General features: G+C 49.2%; 17 protein-coding genes and 1 tRNA gene. 3 read left to right on the forward strand and 15 right to left on the reverse strand.

Annotated elements, in window-relative coordinates:
• Positions 1-293: 293 nt before the first annotated feature.
• The 4 genes from ACTNE6_RS16625 to ACTNE6_RS16640 all read right to left on the reverse strand — a co-directional run bounded on the left by ACTNE6_RS16625 (position 294) and on the right by ACTNE6_RS16640 (position 4,519).
• A tRNA-Ser gene (locus ACTNE6_RS16625) sits at positions 294-381 on the reverse strand.
• Positions 382-453: 72 nt separating this feature from the next.
• On the reverse strand, positions 454-2,358 hold the full coding sequence (locus tag ACTNE6_RS16630; protein ID WP_442497534.1) for an ATP-binding cassette domain-containing protein: 1,905 nt from the start codon (positions 2,356-2,358) through the stop codon (positions 454-456).
• 1 nt (position 2,359) lies between these two features.
• Positions 2,360-3,586 carry a competence/damage-inducible protein A gene (locus tag ACTNE6_RS16635; RefSeq protein ID WP_442497535.1) on the reverse strand — a complete coding sequence of 409 codons (1,227 nt, stop codon included), beginning with the start codon at positions 3,584-3,586 and terminating at the stop codon, positions 2,360-2,362.
• Positions 3,587-3,595: 9 nt separating this feature from the next.
• On the reverse strand, positions 3,596-4,519 hold the full coding sequence (locus ACTNE6_RS16640; protein ID WP_442497536.1) for an AEC family transporter: 924 nt from the start codon (positions 4,517-4,519) through the stop codon (positions 3,596-3,598).
• Between the two features lie 134 nt (positions 4,520-4,653).
• Here ACTNE6_RS16640 and pyrF point away from each other — a divergent pair, with 134 nt between their 5' ends.
• From pyrF to ACTNE6_RS16655, 3 genes are all read left to right on the forward strand, one after another.
• Positions 4,654-5,385 carry an orotidine-5'-phosphate decarboxylase gene (gene pyrF / locus ACTNE6_RS16645; protein WP_442497537.1) on the forward strand — a complete coding sequence of 244 codons (732 nt, stop codon included), beginning with the start codon at positions 4,654-4,656 and terminating at the stop codon, positions 5,383-5,385.
• A gap of 185 nt (positions 5,386-5,570) precedes the next feature.
• Positions 5,571-6,299 carry a sulfite exporter TauE/SafE family protein gene (locus ACTNE6_RS16650; protein WP_434484387.1) on the forward strand — a complete coding sequence of 243 codons (729 nt, stop codon included), beginning with the start codon at positions 5,571-5,573 and terminating at the stop codon, positions 6,297-6,299.
• A gap of 9 nt (positions 6,300-6,308) precedes the next feature.
• Positions 6,309-7,265 (forward strand): sigma-54 interaction domain-containing protein, encoded by a 957-nt coding sequence (locus ACTNE6_RS16655; protein WP_194970039.1) that lies wholly within the window; start codon positions 6,309-6,311, stop codon positions 7,263-7,265.
• Positions 7,266-7,359: 94 nt separating this feature from the next.
• Here ACTNE6_RS16655 and ACTNE6_RS16660 read toward each other — a convergent pair whose 3' ends face one another.
• From ACTNE6_RS16660 to ACTNE6_RS16710, 11 genes are all read right to left on the reverse strand, one after another.
• Positions 7,360-8,100 (reverse strand): PP2C family protein-serine/threonine phosphatase, encoded by a 741-nt coding sequence (locus tag ACTNE6_RS16660; protein ID WP_442497538.1) that lies wholly within the window; start codon positions 8,098-8,100, stop codon positions 7,360-7,362.
• 9 nt (positions 8,101-8,109) lie between these two features.
• Positions 8,110-8,859 carry a pyridoxine 5'-phosphate synthase gene (gene pdxJ, locus ACTNE6_RS16665; RefSeq protein ID WP_442497539.1) on the reverse strand — a complete coding sequence of 250 codons (750 nt, stop codon included), beginning with the start codon at positions 8,857-8,859 and terminating at the stop codon, positions 8,110-8,112.
• Positions 8,852-9,565 carry a DNA repair protein RecO gene (recO, locus tag ACTNE6_RS16670; RefSeq protein ID WP_442497540.1) on the reverse strand — a complete coding sequence of 238 codons (714 nt, stop codon included), beginning with the start codon at positions 9,563-9,565 and terminating at the stop codon, positions 8,852-8,854. Before recO ends, pdxJ begins: the two co-directional genes overlap by 8 nt.
• Positions 9,558-10,439 carry a GTPase Era gene (era, locus tag ACTNE6_RS16675; protein ID WP_194970043.1) on the reverse strand — a complete coding sequence of 294 codons (882 nt, stop codon included), beginning with the start codon at positions 10,437-10,439 and terminating at the stop codon, positions 9,558-9,560. Before era ends, recO begins: the two co-directional genes overlap by 8 nt.
• Positions 10,436-11,119: a ribonuclease III gene (rnc, locus tag ACTNE6_RS16680; RefSeq protein ID WP_194970044.1), complete on the reverse strand. Its 684-nt coding sequence runs from the start codon at positions 11,117-11,119 to the stop codon at positions 10,436-10,438. The genes era and rnc overlap by 4 nt, the downstream gene beginning before the upstream one ends.
• Positions 11,116-11,493 carry a DUF4845 domain-containing protein gene (locus tag ACTNE6_RS16685; protein ID WP_194970045.1) on the reverse strand — a complete coding sequence of 126 codons (378 nt, stop codon included), beginning with the start codon at positions 11,491-11,493 and terminating at the stop codon, positions 11,116-11,118. The genes rnc and ACTNE6_RS16685 overlap by 4 nt, the downstream gene beginning before the upstream one ends.
• Positions 11,494-11,536: 43 nt before the next feature.
• Positions 11,537-12,313: a signal peptidase I gene (lepB, locus tag ACTNE6_RS16690; protein ID WP_442497541.1), complete on the reverse strand. Its 777-nt coding sequence runs from the start codon at positions 12,311-12,313 to the stop codon at positions 11,537-11,539.
• Between the two features lie 33 nt (positions 12,314-12,346).
• Positions 12,347-14,146: a translation elongation factor 4 gene (gene lepA, locus ACTNE6_RS16695; RefSeq protein ID WP_434484392.1), complete on the reverse strand. Its 1,800-nt coding sequence runs from the start codon at positions 14,144-14,146 to the stop codon at positions 12,347-12,349.
• A 3-nt stretch (positions 14,147-14,149) separates the two neighbouring features.
• Positions 14,150-15,550 carry a DegQ family serine endoprotease gene (locus ACTNE6_RS16700; protein ID WP_194970048.1) on the reverse strand — a complete coding sequence of 467 codons (1,401 nt, stop codon included), beginning with the start codon at positions 15,548-15,550 and terminating at the stop codon, positions 14,150-14,152.
• A gap of 450 nt (positions 15,551-16,000) precedes the next feature.
• A complete protein-coding gene (locus ACTNE6_RS16705; protein WP_442497542.1) occupies positions 16,001-16,948 on the reverse strand; it encodes a MucB/RseB C-terminal domain-containing protein in 948 nt (315 codons plus the stop codon).
• A gap of 5 nt (positions 16,949-16,953) precedes the next feature.
• A complete protein-coding gene (locus ACTNE6_RS16710; protein WP_442497543.1) occupies positions 16,954-17,496 on the reverse strand; it encodes a sigma-E factor negative regulatory protein in 543 nt (180 codons plus the stop codon).
• Between the last annotated feature and the right edge of the window lies 1 nt (position 17,497).

Consider the following 17,497-nt stretch of genomic DNA (forward strand, 5'->3'; position numbering starts at 1 on the left):
TCGGCTTATGTCGTGGTTTTGGTCTAATTTTTGATTATTTAAGCCAATTCATCTATAAGCCATACGATCAGAATCAATCTGGCCTCACATATACTCAGCTATGAATATGGTTTACGAAAAATTAGATAACAAATAGGAAAATTAATTTCATATTGCAACCTCTTACTTTCCTTTGCAGGAGATATGCCAAATGTCGCTACAAATCGCTTTCAACAATTTAGATAATTTTTTAACTTCAGAAGAATATCGAACTTCAATAAAAAAGCCCCAAAACGGGGCTTTTTTATTGAATATGGCGGAGAGAGAGGGATTCGAACCCTCGATACGTTGCCGTATACACACTTTCCAGGCGTGCGCCTTCGACCGCTCGGCCATCTCTCCTGCTATCTTTTTACCCAAGAGGCTGGGAAGCCGGCAAGGATAATCGAGATTGCGTTTTGTTGCAACGACTTTTTATCCGGCCAGTGCTTCCAGTTCGTCCCATCTTTGGTAAACCTGCTCCAACTGCGCCGTTGTTTTTTCCAGTTCAGACAGCGCCTTGGCAATGGTTTCCTTGTCGTTTTTATAAAAATCGGCGCCGTTGATTTGCTGATTCAGTTCCGCCTGTCTTGCTTCCAGCTCATCAATCAGGTCCGGCAATCTGTCCAGTTCCTGCTGCTCTTTGTAGCTGAGTTTTTTCTTCGTCGCAGGACGCTCGGCAATATTCGCGGTCGGCTTCTCCTGCTTGACAACCGGCGCCTTTTTAGCTACTTCGGCCTGTTTTGTCTGTTGACAGTGATTCATCCAGTCGGTATAGCCGCCGACGAATTCGTCGACGCGGCCGGTGCCGTCGAGCACAAACACGCTGGTCACGACGTTGTCCAGAAACGCCCGGTCATGGCTGACTAGCAGCAAGGTGCCGTCATAGTTGACCAGCTTTTCCTCCAGTAATTCCAGCGTTTCCAGATCCAGGTCGTTGGTCGGCTCGTCCATGACAATCAGGTTGGCAGGTTTCGTGAACAGACGAGCCAGCAGCAGGCGGTTTTTTTCGCCGCCCGACAGGCTCTTGACCGGCGAGCGGGCCCTCGCCGGCGCAAACAGGAAATCGGCCAAGTATGACATGACATGCCGTTTGCTGCCGGCAATCTCGACGAAGTCGTTGCCGTCGGCGACCGTATCGGCAACGGTCATCTCGGGATCGAGCTGATCGCGCAGCTGATCGAAGTAGGCGATTTCGAGACGGGTACCCTGCTCGACGATGCCGCTGTCGGGCTCCAGTTGTTTCAACAATAATTTCAGCAGTGTGGATTTGCCGGCGCCGTTGGGACCGATCAGGCCGATCTTATCGCCGCGCTGAATCAGCGTGGAAAAATGCGAAATAACTTGTCTGTTTTGGTAAGCAAAGCTGATGTCGTTGACTTCGATGACTTTCTTGCCGGACGCATCGCCACGCTCCAGCGCCAGTTTGCTGGTGCCCTGCGCATTGCGGCGCTGGGCGCGCTCCTGGCGCAAACGCTCCAACGCCCTGACCCTGCCTTCGTTGCGCGTGCGCCGGGCCTTGATGCCCTGTCTGATCCAGGTTTCTTCCTCGGCCAGCTTTTTATCGAACTCGGCATTCTGGTTGGCTTCGTCTTCCAGCGCGGCCGCCTTGCGGCGCAGGTAATCGTCATAGTTGCCCTGCCAGGAAACCAACTTGCCGCGGTCCAGATCGATGATACGGGTCGCCAGCTTTTGCAGGAACGATCGGTCGTGCGTGACGAAGAGCACGGCGCCCTGGAAATTCAGGATCTGCTCTTCCAGCCATAGGATGCTTTCAAAATCCAGGTGGTTGGTCGGCTCGTCCAGCAACAGGACTTCCGGTTCGATAACCAAGGCTCTGGCCAGTGCGACGCGCCGCTTCCAGCCGCCGGACAAACCGTTGATTTTCAGCTCGCCGGGCAGGCCGAGTCTGCTCAAAGTGGTCTCAACGCGCTGTTGAAAATGCCAGCCGTTGTGCGCTTCCAGCTTGTGCTGCAGATCGCCCAGTTCCTGCAGCGCTTTGCCGTCGTCATGAGCCATCGCTAGTGACAGCGTATGGTAACGCGTGATCCACTGCCCCAGTTCGCCCAGGCCGCCGGCCACGGCATCATAGATCGTCGCCTCGTCGGGCAGTTCGGGCGCTTGCTCCAGCCAGGCCAGTTTCAGTTCGGGCTGACGCCAGATCTCGCCATGATCGGCATGAACAGAGCCGGCGATGATTTTCATCAATGTGGATTTGCCTTCCCCATTGCGACCTAACAGACCTACTCTTTCTCCGGCATCCAGTTGGAAGTCGGCATTTTCGAGCAGAGCATGGGTGCCGTAGGCGATGGAGATATTGGTTAATCGTAGTAAAGGCATGTTAAATTTCTTGATGTTGTAAATTGCGTCGTAATAAATCCAGTGCCAGCAGCGCGGCCTGGTTTTGCTTGCGCCGGATGGGCCCGGCCACTGTCTGTGTCGATTGATGAAATCCGTCTGCGGTCAGCAGTACATTATATAAAACAATGGGCTGATCCTTATCGCGAAATATGTCGTCATCGCCGGCATAAAGCTGGACCAGCGCAAAATCCGCGCCGGCGGACTTTTGCGCGGCGGCGGCGATTTTCTTTGCCGTCGCCATCAGGTCATCTCGATCGACGGGCACGGCGAACCGTTGTCCCAGGCTGTCCAGCGAGCGATCGAAAAGCGTGCCAAGCAGCCAGGGCATGCCGATGCATTTGGCCGCCAGCAAGCCCTGGCTGACGGTTTCTATCGCAGTCAATGTGCCCTCGCCGGCCTGCATCAGCCGATCTATGACAGTCACCAGATCGCCTGAGGCTTCGGTCAGGCCGTCAATTCCGAAAACCGCATTGCCTAATTGTTCAACGATATTGGACACTAACGAGGCCATTTCAGTTTCCGGGTAACCATAAGGAAACAATAATTTGGTCTGGACGTCGTCGATGCCGGCACGAAAGCCTAATTGAACCTGATCAGGGATAATGATCGCGGCTATGCGCTGCTGAATGTCCGATTCACCGATGCCTATCGTTCTGATCGTAATGAGCCGGCCGGGCAGCAAGGCAAACCGGTCCGCCAGCGCCGGTCTGACTTTCTCAAGGAACAAATGGCGCATTTCATACGGCACGCCCGGCAGGAACGCAAACCAGCAGCGGCCATAGAGTAGAGAGAATCCCGGCGCCGTGCCCCATTCGTTATCGATGCGTGCAGCCCCTGCCGGCAGCATGGCCTGTTTTCGGTTCGACTCGGGCATCGGCCGCTTTCTGTTGTCAAAAAACCGTTTGATTTGCGCAAAGGCAATCTCGTCAAATTGCAACTCCAGGCCGAACGCTTTAGCTACCGCTTCGGCGGTCAAATCATCACTGGTGGGCCCGAGCCCTCCGGTACAGATACAGCAATCCGCTCGCCGGGCGATTTCGCGCAGCAGCACGATCAGCTCATTGAGATTATCGCCTACGGCCGTATGCCGCGTTACGGTAAAACCCATCTGTACGGCCTGCTGGGACAGCCAGGCCGCATTCGTATCGACCGTCTGACCGGTCACGATTTCTTCGCCTTGCGAGAAGATTTCCAGTATTGGATTCATGCCCTTCCCTCAACCGGCCATCAGCCGACTGTGCCAGAAAGGCAATGACAACAGGCTTAAGGCCGTCGTCACGGTGACGACCATTGCGTACAATGAACTGTCCAGACGATAACGGTCACAGAATACGATACCCAACACCATGCTCGGCATGGCCATTTCCAGAACGGCAGGCGCTCGGTAGCTCTCTGCCATATTCAAGTGGCTAATCAGAGCGACCGCAAACAACGGCATCAGCACCATTTTTATCAGAATCACCGGGGTCACATAAGGAATATTACGCACGGTTACGGCTCTCCAGCTTAACGCCAAGCCCAGCGAAAACAGCATCAATGGCACGACCGCAGCGGACAGTTTCTGCAGCGCGCCAGTCAGCCAAGCCGGCGCGATTACGCCGTTAAGATTCAACCCGACGGCGACAGCGGCTGCCCAGAATGGCGGCGCGTTCAGAAACGACAGCATCGATTTCTGACCTTCGGTATCATCTTCTCCATAATGGCGCACGATCATGATCCCTATAGTAAACAGCATGGGCGCCGTTGCAAACAAATCAACCTGTATAGCGACCGATCGAGCCCAACTGCCGAACGTCTGCTCCAGCACCGGCAGGCCCAGATAAGTCACATTCGGGAAAGCCGCCGCCAGTATCATTGCGCCCAAGCGCTTGTCCTCGAATTTAAACACACGCCCGATAAGCCAGATACTGACCATGGCAAAAACAATGCTGCTGGTTCCGAGCAGCGTATATTGCAGCGAATGCACGCCGATATCAGCCGACCACAACACGTCCAGAACCATGGCCGGCAGCAATAAATAATAAACAACCATGGTCAATGCCGGCCTGATCTGCTCTGCCAGCATCCCGGCAGGCTTTATGATGCGCCACCCGGCACCGCAGGCGATCAGCAAGGTCATTTGTATCAATGTCGAATTCATAGTCCGCGAATTATTGTGTTTTGCCAATTTTAGCATTCCCCGCCAAAACAAGTTCCGGTAATATAGTCCGACTAACCGGCCGGCCAATCAGTCGCCCTTTACACTATCTTGCGCCTTTTGCGAGCCCTGAACCTATGACCACATTCCTTTCAACCAAACCTATCCCTGTCCGCGAACGCCTGATTATGGCGCTGGACGTACCCAGCATACCCGAAGCGCAAGCTATCGTGGAAGAACTTAGCGATTCGGTGATTTTCTACAAGGTCGGCATGGAACTGTTCATGTCCGGCGATTATTTTGGTTTTATCGAGTGGCTGAAGCAACGCAATAAGAAAGTGTTCGTTGACCTGAAGTTCTTCGATGTGCCGGCCACGGTCGGCCGCGCTATCAGAGCGCTGAGCAGCAAAGGCGTGGATCTGGCAACCATTCACGGCAACGATGCCATCATGGAAGCGGCCGCCAAGGAAAAAGGCGATCTCAAGGTGTTGGCCGTCACAGCCCTGACCAGCCTGGACAGAGGCGATCTGGATGATTTGGGCTTTAAATGCGATGTCAAGGATCTGGTATTGTCGCGCGCCAAGCGGGCTTTGCAGATCGGCTGTGACGGCATTGTTTCGTCAGGGCTGGAAGCGCCCATGCTCAGAACAGAGCTGGACCATCGCCTGCTGATCATTACGCCGGGCATACGGCCGGTCGACAACCGGGTTGAAGACGACCAGAAGCGCGTGGTAAGCGTGGAAGATGCGTTCCGGAACGGAGCCGATTATATCGTCGTTGGCCGGCCCATACGCGACGCCGAGAATCGCAAAGCCATGGCCGAGAAGATTCAGGACCAAATCCTTGCCCAGTTCCAGCAGCCTGAATAACTTTCGCGCCTACGATGCATTTCAATTCAATAAGGCACATAAAAGGAGCGGCAAAGCTGCACGCCAGTCCGGGCCCGATTCCAATTGATCCGCCGTATCACCTTTGAATTAACCGATTTATAAAGAACAATTTTTGAATGCTGACTATTTGTGTATATCCATCTCTGTGGTATTGTTGATCAGTTATGGAATTTGATCTTGCTTTTAATGCTTCTTATTTAGTCGCTTTTACGATGGGCCTGTTCAGCAGCATGCACTGCATAGGCATGTGCGGCTCAATTATCGGCACGCTGACACTAAGCCTCAGCCCTGAAATCCGCAACAAAAAGACGCGCCTTTTTCCGTTTGTATTTAATTACAACCTCGGGCGCATCCTCAGTTACGCAATAGCCGGGGCACTAGCCGGCATTGTAGAGATGATACTCACCATGCCGCTTAGTCATGGACAGGGGCACAGAGTGCTGCAATTACTGTCTGCTGCCATCATGACCGGCGCGGGGCTTTATATTGCGGGTTGGTTTCCCCGTTTCGCTTATATCGAAAAAGCCGGAACCTATCTCTGGAAAAAAATAGAACCGTTTGGCCGCAGGCTCATCCCGGTAAAGAACCGCACTCAAGCCTTTTTTTTCGGCATGGTCTGGGGCTGGCTGCCCTGCGGACTGGTCTATTCAGGGCTGGCGCTGGCAGCGACGACCGGCGATATTGCTAAAAGCTCCCTGACAATGCTGTGTTTCGGATTGGGCACTTTACCTGCCGTAATGGGAGTGGGTATAATGACCGGAATATTAGCAAGGTTATCCAGAATGCAATATTTCAAGCAGATTGTCGGGCTGCTGATGATTGCGCTGGCGCTAATTGCTGCGATGCCATGGCTTAACCCCTATGCACTAACAATACATCTAAGAAATCACTAAGAGGCAAGTATGGGTCATTTTAATTCGATCATTGGGCAATCCCCTGCATTAGATTCTTTAATCCGTAGCGCCAAAATGGTTGCGGCCACTGATGTAACGGTACTAATTAAAGGCGAAACCGGCACGGGCAAGGAAGTGCTGGCCACCGCGATCCAAAAATCCAGTCCTCGAGCCAACAAGGCTTTTATCACGCTGAATTGCGCTGCATTGCCAGAGAGCCTGATTGAATCCGAACTGTTCGGCCATAAAAAAGGCTCTTTTACAGGCGCCACCGCCAACAAGCAAGGTCTGTTTCAAGCCGCTAATGGCGGCACCTTGTTTCTTGATGAAATCAACTCATTGCCCGTCTCCATCCAGGCTAAACTGTTGCGTTTCCTGGAATCCGGAGAATGTCTGGCCGTAGGTGATGTTAAATCTTATAAGGTTGATGTCCGCGTTATTGCGGCGACCAACGCCGACCTGAGCAAGCAAATCGAAGCCGGCGAATTCAGACAGGATTTGTACTTCCGTTTGAATGTCGTGCCTCTGGAATTGCCGCCGCTGTCACAACGCACCGAGGACATTGAGCACCTCATCAAGCATTTCCTGACTTTTTTTGCCGACATGCACTCAATCACAGCGCCTAAATTCAGCAAACAGGCCCTAAAAATCCTGAAAGGCTACCAATGGCCCGGCAATATCCGTGAATTGCGCAACTTGTGCGAAAGGCTCAGCATTTTATTGGCCGGCAAGACCATTGAACCGGAAAACCTGCCGCATGAATTCAGCGCCTACAGCCGCAATCCCAAAGCCACACCGTTCACACTGCCTGAAGTCGGTCTGCAACTGGATGCCTTGGAAGCCGACCTGATCCATCAGGCACTAAGCCGAACCCAAGGCAACCGCAGCAAATCGGCTAAATTGCTGGGCATTTCCAGAGATACACTGCTCTACCGCATGCAAAAGCATGGGTATGCCTCACACTAAGGCAAGCCTGAATCATTAATTCGAGGAGCCGGGAATCGTCTCAGGCGAATATGCCGGCTCCGCTTGATATCCCACGGCATCAATCTGAACGCTGTCAAAGGCACCTTATCCACTGCGCAGTAACATTGTCGCTTTTGCCATTCCCTCGCAACATCGCCAACTGCACCAGTTTGCTCAGCTCTGCTTCGCCGCTGTCCAATTGAGCCAGTTGCAATAGCTCGTGTTGTTTTACTTTTCCCCAAAAACCATCACTGCACAGAACAAACGTTTCTCCTTTTTCCATGGCCGGATATAAGCGGATCTCCGCCTCATGCGCTCTCAGCGCATTGATACAGCGCGTCAATTGATTCTGACAGGGATGCTGCGCCATCTCCTGCTCGGCAATCTCGCCTTGATCTATTAATTCCTGTACCACTGAATGATCCTGAGTACGCCACAAAATCTGTTGCGGATTCATTCTATAGATGCGCGTATCGCCGCAATGAGCCGTTAGCACAAACCACTTATCTATATAAAGAATGGCGCAAGTTGTGCATGCTTGTTCGACATCGCTGTCTTGACCAAATAACTGTTTCATTTCATTAACAGCATCAGTTATCCAGAGCGAAATCATTGTGGAAGGATTTGGATTGCGCGCGAGTAACCCGCTGTAAGCCTTAGCAAATCGCAACATGCCTTCACAGAAAAAACGGGAAGCCTTATTGCCTGCAAGGTGACCTCCCAAACCATCGGCCATTACAAACAGCGCATAAGCATCATCGACGATATACGCCATAAAGTCCTGATTGACTTCTCGATCACCAACTAAAGTTAATTGATGGACGTCCAGATCCACTTATTTTTCCTAATCAGAATTCATCAGCCTTGCATTTCTCATGACACGCTTTAAATCCCTAACCGTTTGAGCTAAACCCGAGAATACTGCCTGAGCGATAATCGAATGCCCAATATTCAGCTCGACCAACTCAGGGATTGCGCATATCGCTTCAACATTATAAAAATGCAGACCATGGCCGGCATTGACCTGCAAACCCGCACCATGGGCATAGCGCGCAGCCTGCCTGATGCGTTCCAGTTCTTCGTTTTGCAGCCTTGAATCCTTGGCATCGGCATAGCGGCCGGTATGTAACTCCACAACCGGTGCCCCGGCTTTAACGGCGGCATCAATCTGGGCTTTGTCAGGATCAATAAAAAGCGATACTTCAACCCCAGCCGTCGCCAATTGCTCACAGGCCCACTGCATGCGCGGCAGATTACCGGCCACATCCAGGCCGCCTTCGGTAGTCAGTTCTTCACGCTTTTCAGGCACGAGACAGCAGGCATAAGGCTTGACTTGCCTTGCAATGCCGATCATCTCATCAGTCACTGCCATTTCCATATTGAGCCGGGTATGAATCATATCTTTCAGCAGGAAAATATCCCTATCCTGAATATGGCGGCGATCCTCGCGCAAATGCGCCGTAATCCCGTCGGCGCCGGCCTGCTCCGCTATCAATGCAGCCTGCACCGGTTCCGGATACATTGTGCCTCGCGCCTGCCTTAAGGTAGCGACATGGTCGATATTGACGCCTAATAAAATTAAGTTCTTATTCATTCTTTAATATGCCTGATATTTTATTGATAACCGTCCGGCTTTTAAGCGGCTTACCCTGCAGATGAGAATCGATGACTGCTCTCATCAGTATTTTCGCTTCGCTCAGGACGTGAGGATCATCGAATTCTTTGGACTTTATCGCTAGCAGAGTCTTTCCGGAAAAACGCCCATCCGCCGCTTCAACCGCTCCTTGCTGCGCATCAAAGGCATAATACTTTAACGGGCTCACTAAGGCGCCATTGACATCGTGTTCCAACTGCAGTCCATAACCGACATGATCCATCAGCTTTAATTCAAACGACCGCAAGGTTGCTTCTATGTTATCGCCATCCGCCAGGCGTGATAAACAGCTTGCATAATCGTTGAATACTTCAGGATGCGGATCGTATTTATGCAAAAAGCGACTGATCAGCTCATTAACATAGAAGCCGCAATAGAAGGCAAGCCCTCCCAGTTGCACGAATGGCAGAGCAATTTCAACATCCGTCAGTGTTTTTAGCTCTGCCTTTCCGACATAGGAAATGAGCAACGGAATAAAGGGTTGCAGCGTCCCGGCTGTTTTAGACTTTGATTTTTTTACACCTTTCGCCACCAGAGAAAGCCTGCCGAAATCTCTGGTCAGCACATCGATGATCAGGCTGGTCTCCCGGTACTTGCGGTGCTGTAAAATAAATGCAGGCTGTAGATAAACTGCTGGTTCAGTCATTAAACCCTAAATTCTGCAGCGCGCGCTCATTATCCGACCAGCCTTTTTTGATTTTAACCCAAAGCTGTAAATAAACTTTCTGGCCGATCAGTTTTTCGATGTCATGCCGGGCGTCCGTACCGATTTTCTTCAACATCTCGCCCTCTTTGCCAATGACGATATTTTTCTGGGTTGACCGCTCCACCCAAATGATGGCATAGATCTTGGCGATCCCAGGCTTTTCTTCATAGCGTTCAATCTCGACCGTTAACGCATAAGGTAATTCATCGCCCAATCTTCGAGTCAGTTTTTCCCTGACGATTTCAGCGCACAAAAAACGCTCAGGGCGGTCTGTAATCTGGTCTTCAGGGTAGATCAACTCCCCTTCGGGCAGCAACTCCATAACCGCTTTTTCAAGCTGATCAAGGTTTGTGCCTTTCAGTGCAGAGATAGGAATCAAATGCTCGAATGGAAAACGGTGCTGCGCCTCGGCAAAGAAGGCCAAAATCGCGTCCTTGTCCTTGACCTTGTCAACTTTGTTGACAGCTAGAATGACCGGCAAGCCGGCCTGCTCCAGTTTTTTGAAGATGACTTCGTCATACTCATGCCAGGATAAACCGTCGATCAGCCAGACGACCACATCGACCCCCAGGAGAGTCGTATCGGCCGTCCTGTTCAAGTACCGGTTCAGCGCCCTTTTTTCACTGTCGTGCATGCCCGGCGTATCCATATAGATAGCTTGGCCGGCTTCTGTCGTATTGATGCCGAGAATCCGATGCCGAGTGGTTTGCGGCTTACGGGATGTAATGCTGATTTTTTGTTTCAGCAAGTGGTTCATCAATGTGGACTTGCCGACATTTGGGCGCCCGATCAGCGCTACGTAACCGCAATTCATTTAGTGTCTTTACTCAGTAATTCGAGCATTTTTTCAGCTGCCGCCTGTTCTGCTCTTTTTCGGGAAATCCCTGTGCCGATACAAGCCTCGGCTATTAAAGGGATTGTGCATTTAACTTTAAACGTTTGTTCATGTGCGAGTCCGGATGTAGTCATTAAAACATATTCGGGCAATTCCATTTTCTTTGACTGCATCAACTCCTGCAACTGGGTTTTAGGATCTTTCTGCCAGTTAATCAGCGATAAATTTGCCAATTTCTCTGCAAATAATTCCAGTATCCAGCGCTGACAGGTTTCTATGCCCTGATCTATGAATAATGCGCCCATAATGGCTTCCAGAGCATCGGATAAAATGGAATCTCGCCGAAAACCACCGCTCTTCAATTCCCCTGAACCCAGCAGCAAATAGTCGCCGACCTGATGCTTCCTGGCCAGATCCGCCAATGAGCTCTGATTGACCAGGCTGGCTCTTAACCGGCTCAACACACCTTCGCTAGCATCAGGAAATAATTCATACAGCTTCTGGGCAATGACAAAGCCCAATATCGAATCGCCTAGAAATTCCAAACGCTCATTGTTATGAGCTCCGGCACTTCGATGGGTTAAAGCCCTGGCAAAAAGCTGCGGATTATCAAATGCCAGTCCGAGTTTTTTACATAATACGGCAGGCTTTCTTATCACTCCTGACCAACCTCAATAAAGTCATAGAATTCGGCTAATACGCTGAGATTACCGAAAATTTTCACGACAGTCTCGTATTCGATTTCCACTTTCAGATAATTGCCACGCTTGGTGACTTTTATATCATCCTGGGTAACATCATAGACATAATTCATAGTGAATCGTTTATCGAGGATAGTTCTGGCTTCTTGTTCGCTTTTGGTTTGAATATCCGTCGTCTTTTCAAGGGCGGCCAGCGCATTGACGACTTTGCTGTGATCGATGTAGATCGGCGCAATTTTTAAAATCAATAATACAAAGAAAGCGATCAGGCCCAGAATAAAGGCTATAGAGATCAAAGTGAGCCCTTGCTGGCGTTTAGGCGAAAAATTCATATTTCCTCCGAACAATTAAATAAATTACCCATATAAGTGTAGTTTATTTCAGCACGGTGCCAATACGATCAAGACCTACGCCTTTATGCTGCCAATCCCAGCTCATCCAGATAAAAAATGCCTTGCCCACCAGATTCTCTTCAGGAACGACACCCCAATAGCGACTGTCATTACTGTTGTCTCGATTGTCGCCCATCACAAAATAACTTCCTTCCGGCACGATAAAAACGCCTTCAACCGTAGGCGATCCGTTCCTGATCAGAATGCTGTGTTCGATGCCGGACAAATTTTCCAACCGGTGTTCGGCTCCTGTCATTTCCTCGCCTTGCCCGATGCCCTGATAAGCCCCTAATGTGACCTGATTGACAGGCACGTCGTTGATATACAATTTTTTATTGTAGTAAGCGATTTTGTCGCCCGGCAAGCCTATTACGCGTTTTATATAATCGACAGAAGGATCTTTAGGATAACGGAACACGACTATATCGCCCCGCTGCGGCTCATTCAGTTCAATAACTTTTTTATTTATAACCGGCAGGCGTATACCGTAAGTAAACTTATTGACCAGGATAAAATCGCCGATCAGCAATGTCGGCATCATGGAGCCTGAAGGAATGCGGAAAGGCTCGGCCAGAAATGAGCGCAACAATAAAACGATCAAGACGATAGGAAAAAAAGAACGCGCATACTCTACAATTAAAGGCTCTTTTTTATCGACGAAAATATCTGCATCAGGTCTGCGCATCAGCAAGTAACCGCCCCAGATGACACCGGTAATGACAGTGGCGATCAAAAGAAAAAAGGAAAAATCAAAATCCATAATATGTTGTGTGATAAAGGTGAAAAAATTGAGTTATTCTTTATTGAGCTGCAAAACAGCCAGGAATGCCTCTTGAGGAATCTCAATATTGCCCACCTGTTTCATCCGTTTTTTACCTGCTTTTTGTTTTTCCAACAGTTTTCTCTTACGGGTAATATCGCCGCCGTAGCATTTGGCCGTCACATTTTTTCTCATGGCTTTAACGGTCGATCTGGCGATAATTTTAGAACCGATGGCTGCCTGTATCGCAACTTCATACATCTGCCGCGGAATCAGGTCTTTCATTTTTTCAACCAGGTCGCGTCCGCGGTTCTGGCTTTGATCCCGATGCACGATGATTGATAAGGCATCGACCTTATCCGCATTGATCAATACATCCAGCTTAACCAGCGGCGCTTCCTGAAAACGTAAAAATTCATAATCAAACGAAGCAAATCCCCGGCTCACTGATTTCAAGCGATCGAAGAAATCCAGCACGACTTCACTCAGCGGCATCTCATAATGGATGGACACCTGTCGGCCAACGAACTGCATGTCTTTCTGTACGCCGCGCTTTTCTACACATAACATCATGACGGCGCCGAGATAATCCTGCGGCACCAGAATATTGGCCTTAATAATCGGTTCCCTGATCTCCTTGACGGTGCCGATATCAGGTAATTTGGCCGGATTGTCGACCATGAGAACCTGCCCGCCATGAGTAACAACCTCATACACCACCGTCGGCGCCGTGGTAATCAGATCGACATCGTATTCCCTCTCCAGGCGCTCCTGCACAATCTCCATATGCAGCATGCCAAGAAATCCGCAACGAAAACCAAAACCTAACGCTTGCGATGTTTCCGGCTCAAACTGCAACGCCGCATCATTCAGATTCAATTTAGTCAGCGCTTCACGCAGATCCTCGTAATGATCGGAACTGACCGGATAGAGACCGGCAAAAACTCGCGGCTGAACACGTTGAAATCCAGTCAATTGTTCGCCTGCAGGCTTGTCGGTCCAGGTGATTGTGTCGCCAACCGGCGCTCCGAAAATATCCTTGATGCCAGCGACGACAAAACCTACCTCTCCGGTATTTAAAATCTCTTTTTCGAGACGTTTGGGCGTAAATACGCCGACTTTTTCAACGAGAAAAGATTTGCCGGTCGACATGATAGTAATCTTCTGCTTTCTGCGGATACTGCCATGAACGATTCTGACTAAAGATACCACACCCAGATAACTGTCAAACCAGGAATCAATAATCAAGGCCTGCAGGGGGCCATCCGGATTACCTTCAGGCGCAGGAATTTTAGTGACGAGCTGATCAAGCACTTCCTCTACATTCAAGCCTGTTTTAGCGCTGATCTTCGGCGCATCGTCGGCCGGAATGCCGATAACATCTTCTATTTCCGTAATGACGCGCTCAGGCTCGGCGGAAGGCAAGTCTATCTTGTTCAGAACAGGGAGCACTTCCAGTCCCTGTTCTATTGCAGTATAACAGTTGGCGACGCTTTGCGCTTCAACACCCTGCGCCGCATCAACAACCAGCAGCGCCCCTTCGCAGGCGGCTAACGACCTGGAGACCTCATAAGAAAAATCCACGTGTCCTGGCGTATCAATGAAATTAAGCTGATACGTTTCACCATCCTTCGCTTTATAGTCGAGCGTGACGCTCTGCGCTTTGATGGTAATTCCTCGCTCTCTCTCGATATCCATTGAATCGAGCACTTGCGCCGACATTTCCCTGTTGGTAAGACCGCCGCATATCTGAATGAAGCGGTCCGCAAGTGTCGATTTACCATGATCAATATGCGCAATAATGGAAAAGTTTCTTATATGCTTTAAATCCACGTGTTATTTTTCTATTTTAAGTGCCAAAAAGACCGGACTGCCTTGACGCTGAATCAGAACAGCGATTGATTTACCGACCGGAAGATTTTTGACTATTTTATCAAAATCAGCCACATCGCGAACGATATTATTCTGAATTCGTAAAATCACATCGCCACGCTGTATGCCTGCCTCTCTGCCAGGACCTTTCACAACGTTTTGCACCAGAACACCGTTTTGAATAACCTGCAACTGTTCTCTTTGTTCATTAGTCAGATCAGTAACACTGACGCCCAAGCGATTATCAGGTTTAGCTTCCACTTTAGCTTCAGCTACTTTTTCCTCTTCTTCCGGCAAGAGCCCGATGGTCACAGGCAGCGTTTTAGTCTCACCTTGCCTGATGATTTTAACCGTTGCTTTATCACCAATAGGCGTCATCCCTACCAAAGGCGGCAGTTCACCGGATGTCTCGATCTGCTGATCATTAAACTCGGTAATAATATCGCCAATCTGTATTCCGGCTTTCTCTGAAGGGCTGCCGGCAATTATCTTGGACACCAGCGCTCCCTGCGGCTTTTTCATACCGAATGATTCAGCCAGTTCACGGGTCACATCCTGAATCTGCACACCTAGCCAGCCACGAGCGACCTTGCCGCTGGCTTTTATCTGGTCGACGACGTTCATGACGATATCCATTGGGATGGCGAATGAAAGCCCCATAAAACCGCCCGTGCGGCTGTAAATCTGGGAGTTAATGCCAACAACTTTGCCGTCCATATTGAACAATGGTCCGCCCGAGTTACCCGGATTGATTGCCACATCCGTTTGTATAAACGGCACGTAATTCCCGCCAGGCAAGCTGCGACCTTTAGCACTGACTATACCTGCCGTTACCGACTGCTCAAATCCGAAAGGCGAACCAATAGCTAAAACCCACTCGCCGACCTGCAGCTTATTAGGATCACCAATATCAACCACTGGCAAATCATTAGCATCAACTTTTAATACGGCCACATCGGTACGCGCATCGGAACCGATCAGCTTGGCCAGCAATTCACGGCGGTCAGACAACTTCACCACAATCTCATCGGCATCCTTTACTACATGATGATTAGTCAACACATAACCATCCTGGGAAATAATAAAGCCCGATCCCAAGGATTTAGTCTCTCTCGGTATATATCCACCGCCCTGACCATTGAAAAAATGCTTGAACAACTCTTCCATCTCAGGAGGAATACCTTCGGGCAATTGCGGCTCTTGCGCCAGATCATCAGCTCCCACGGGCGCTTTCTGCGTGGTACTGATATTGACCACAGCCCCTCCCTCCTTCTTTACCATTTCCGTAAAATCGGGTAATTGTGCTAAAACATTTTGGTTGCATAAAAGAACCAGAAAAAAAGACCAGATAAGCTTATTGAGCATAAAAACTCCATTTCTAATCATTAATAATGAATAACTTATAATTTAAGGAACTAGCAATTTGTTACAAAATACTTCATAAGCCAAAGACTTTGTACTTATAAAAATCAGTCATGCCTCCGAAAAAAAGAAGAAGCTGATGGTGCACACTTATATTCGGATTTAGAAAACGGGCCGGACATTAAAAACGTAAAGTCAGGATATTACTTACTGAGGCTCTAAATCAGAACACCTCGTCGCCTTTCTTACGCACTTCCCCGCCTCCTGTTTCAGCGGTGGAATCGGGAACGAGTGCCATGCGGTTGTATTAAAGTATGTTCCGGAGCGACTGAATGGGTGTCAGACTTATAGACCGCTGCATGATGACGCTCTATCTAGGGCATGAGGATATCAGTGATGTTCAGAGTATGGTTGCTGTTTATTGTTGTCATACAACCATATTTTATTAACCTTCTAATGCCGAAGCTTAATGCCTTCAGCAATAAATTTGACTGTTTTTGCCGGCACCTCGCCCATCACCGTAAGCTGCCAATCATCTATTGTTCGGCTAAAAGAATTAACCGCGCCTACCGATTGCAGTCCTTGCTGCATAGCTGTATTTTTGTTTTCCATATAAACTGAAACTGCGGCAAAACCGTCACTTAACAGCAGATGATCAACCGGCTGATTAGAATTATGAATGGGCCGGCGGGTAAAAAATATTTCCTCGAAACCAGGCGGCAGATTATTTACAACAAAAGTTGCCTGATCCGATGCCTGAGCCTGTAATTGATGGATATGCTTAACATTCTCAGCCGCTTCCCCGAACTTGGCCTCGACAAAAGGCAACGCTTCTTTAACCTCTAAATCCGTAAAAACAACCTGCTCCAGAACCGTGCCTGAAAGATCATATACGGCCACTTTCAGCGGCAGAAACTGCTGTTTTTCTATCCATATTTTTCTGACATACCTAAAATCATCTTTAGGCTGAATGGCAATAACATAGGCCGGCAACATGGCCACATCTTCCTCGCCGGCCATCTTAAAATCATAGACAGCACTCAGTTCATCCAAGTCCTGAGGCACATCGACCAAAAAAGAGTGCCCTACGGGTCGATGGTCGACCACCGCCTGCTGGGTGGACTTGAATAAACAACTGACTTTGTCAGCATCCCTGATAATTTCGCGCAGCGGAGAATTTAGCGATAGCAGGCGTTCTTGCTCAATACCCTTTTCGGCTGCATGAAAATATTTCATGGTCTCCAGCTTGCCGTTTCTTAAAAAGGCAACAGTGCCTTGATAATTCAGGACCCGCATGGCGTCAGTCATTTTTGTTAATGCCTGCCGAGCATTTAATTCAACATCTGCTGCAAAAACCGTTTTTGTTGATAAAAGCAACACAAGAAAAAAACGTTTTACCACTTTAATTATTCCCGATTGTAAACAGTAACACTGGCAAAGGACTGAAAATTGACCTCGCCATTGGTATAAACACTACTGTTGTGTGCCTGAAGATAATCATTAAATCGTGTATTTACCGGATACTGTCTAGTTTGATCCCTATAGACTATCGAGTCGGAAGACTGTTCCGGCAATTGCGACTGAGCCACTTCAATCGGCGAAGGTTGATATTGTTCAGCCTGATGATCCATGCTTTGGCTCGCTATCACGGCAATAATAGCGATAGATGCCGCCAAGGCGCTGATTTTATGGCTCCGCTTAAATTTATTATGCTGAGGTAACATATAAACAGGTTCATGTTGGATTTCCTGACTGATCCGTTCAACGAAATCGGATCTTGACGACAGAAATGTGTCAGTTTTCAGAGCATGACTTACCGCCGCATAGCGGTTCATCTTGTCTCTTAACTCGGCGTTCTGTTGTATTTTTTGTAATAAACTTAAAGATTCGTCAGCACTAAGCTCATTGTCAAGGAATTGAGAGATTTTTTGATTCAAATCTTCATGCATC

The sequence above is a fragment of the Methylobacter sp. sgz302048 genome (genome assembly GCF_052162025.1).
Classification (GTDB): domain Bacteria; phylum Pseudomonadota; class Gammaproteobacteria; order Methylococcales; family Methylomonadaceae; genus Methylobacter.

Excerpts from the sequence above, each read along its gene's own strand:
- pyrF (WP_442497537.1), top strand. The coding sequence starts at position 4,654 with ATGACCACATTCCTTTCAACCAAACCTATCCCTGTCCGCGAACGCCTG.
- lepB (WP_442497541.1), bottom strand. The coding sequence starts at position 12,313 with ATGGATTTTGATTTTTCCTTTTTTCTTTTGATCGCCACTGTCATTACC.
- ACTNE6_RS16630 (WP_442497534.1), bottom strand. The coding sequence starts at position 2,358 with ATGCCTTTACTACGATTAACCAATATCTCCATCGCCTACGGCACCCAT.
- ACTNE6_RS16710 (WP_442497543.1), bottom strand. The coding sequence starts at position 17,496 with ATGCATGAAGATTTGAATCAAAAAATCTCTCAATTCCTTGACAATGAG.
- recO (WP_442497540.1), bottom strand. The coding sequence starts at position 9,565 with ATGACTGAACCAGCAGTTTATCTACAGCCTGCATTTATTTTACAGCAC.
- ACTNE6_RS16640 (WP_442497536.1), bottom strand. The coding sequence starts at position 4,519 with ATGAATTCGACATTGATACAAATGACCTTGCTGATCGCCTGCGGTGCC.
- pdxJ (WP_442497539.1), bottom strand. The coding sequence starts at position 8,859 with ATGAATAAGAACTTAATTTTATTAGGCGTCAATATCGACCATGTCGCT.
- ACTNE6_RS16635 (WP_442497535.1), bottom strand. The coding sequence starts at position 3,586 with ATGAATCCAATACTGGAAATCTTCTCGCAAGGCGAAGAAATCGTGACC.
- era (WP_194970043.1), bottom strand. The coding sequence starts at position 10,439 with ATGAATTGCGGTTACGTAGCGCTGATCGGGCGCCCAAATGTCGGCAAG.
- ACTNE6_RS16650 (WP_434484387.1), top strand. The coding sequence starts at position 5,571 with ATGGAATTTGATCTTGCTTTTAATGCTTCTTATTTAGTCGCTTTTACG.
- ACTNE6_RS16685 (WP_194970045.1), bottom strand. The coding sequence starts at position 11,493 with ATGAATTTTTCGCCTAAACGCCAGCAAGGGCTCACTTTGATCTCTATA.
- ACTNE6_RS16655 (WP_194970039.1), top strand. The coding sequence starts at position 6,309 with ATGGGTCATTTTAATTCGATCATTGGGCAATCCCCTGCATTAGATTCT.
- ACTNE6_RS16700 (WP_194970048.1), bottom strand. The coding sequence starts at position 15,550 with ATGCTCAATAAGCTTATCTGGTCTTTTTTTCTGGTTCTTTTATGCAAC.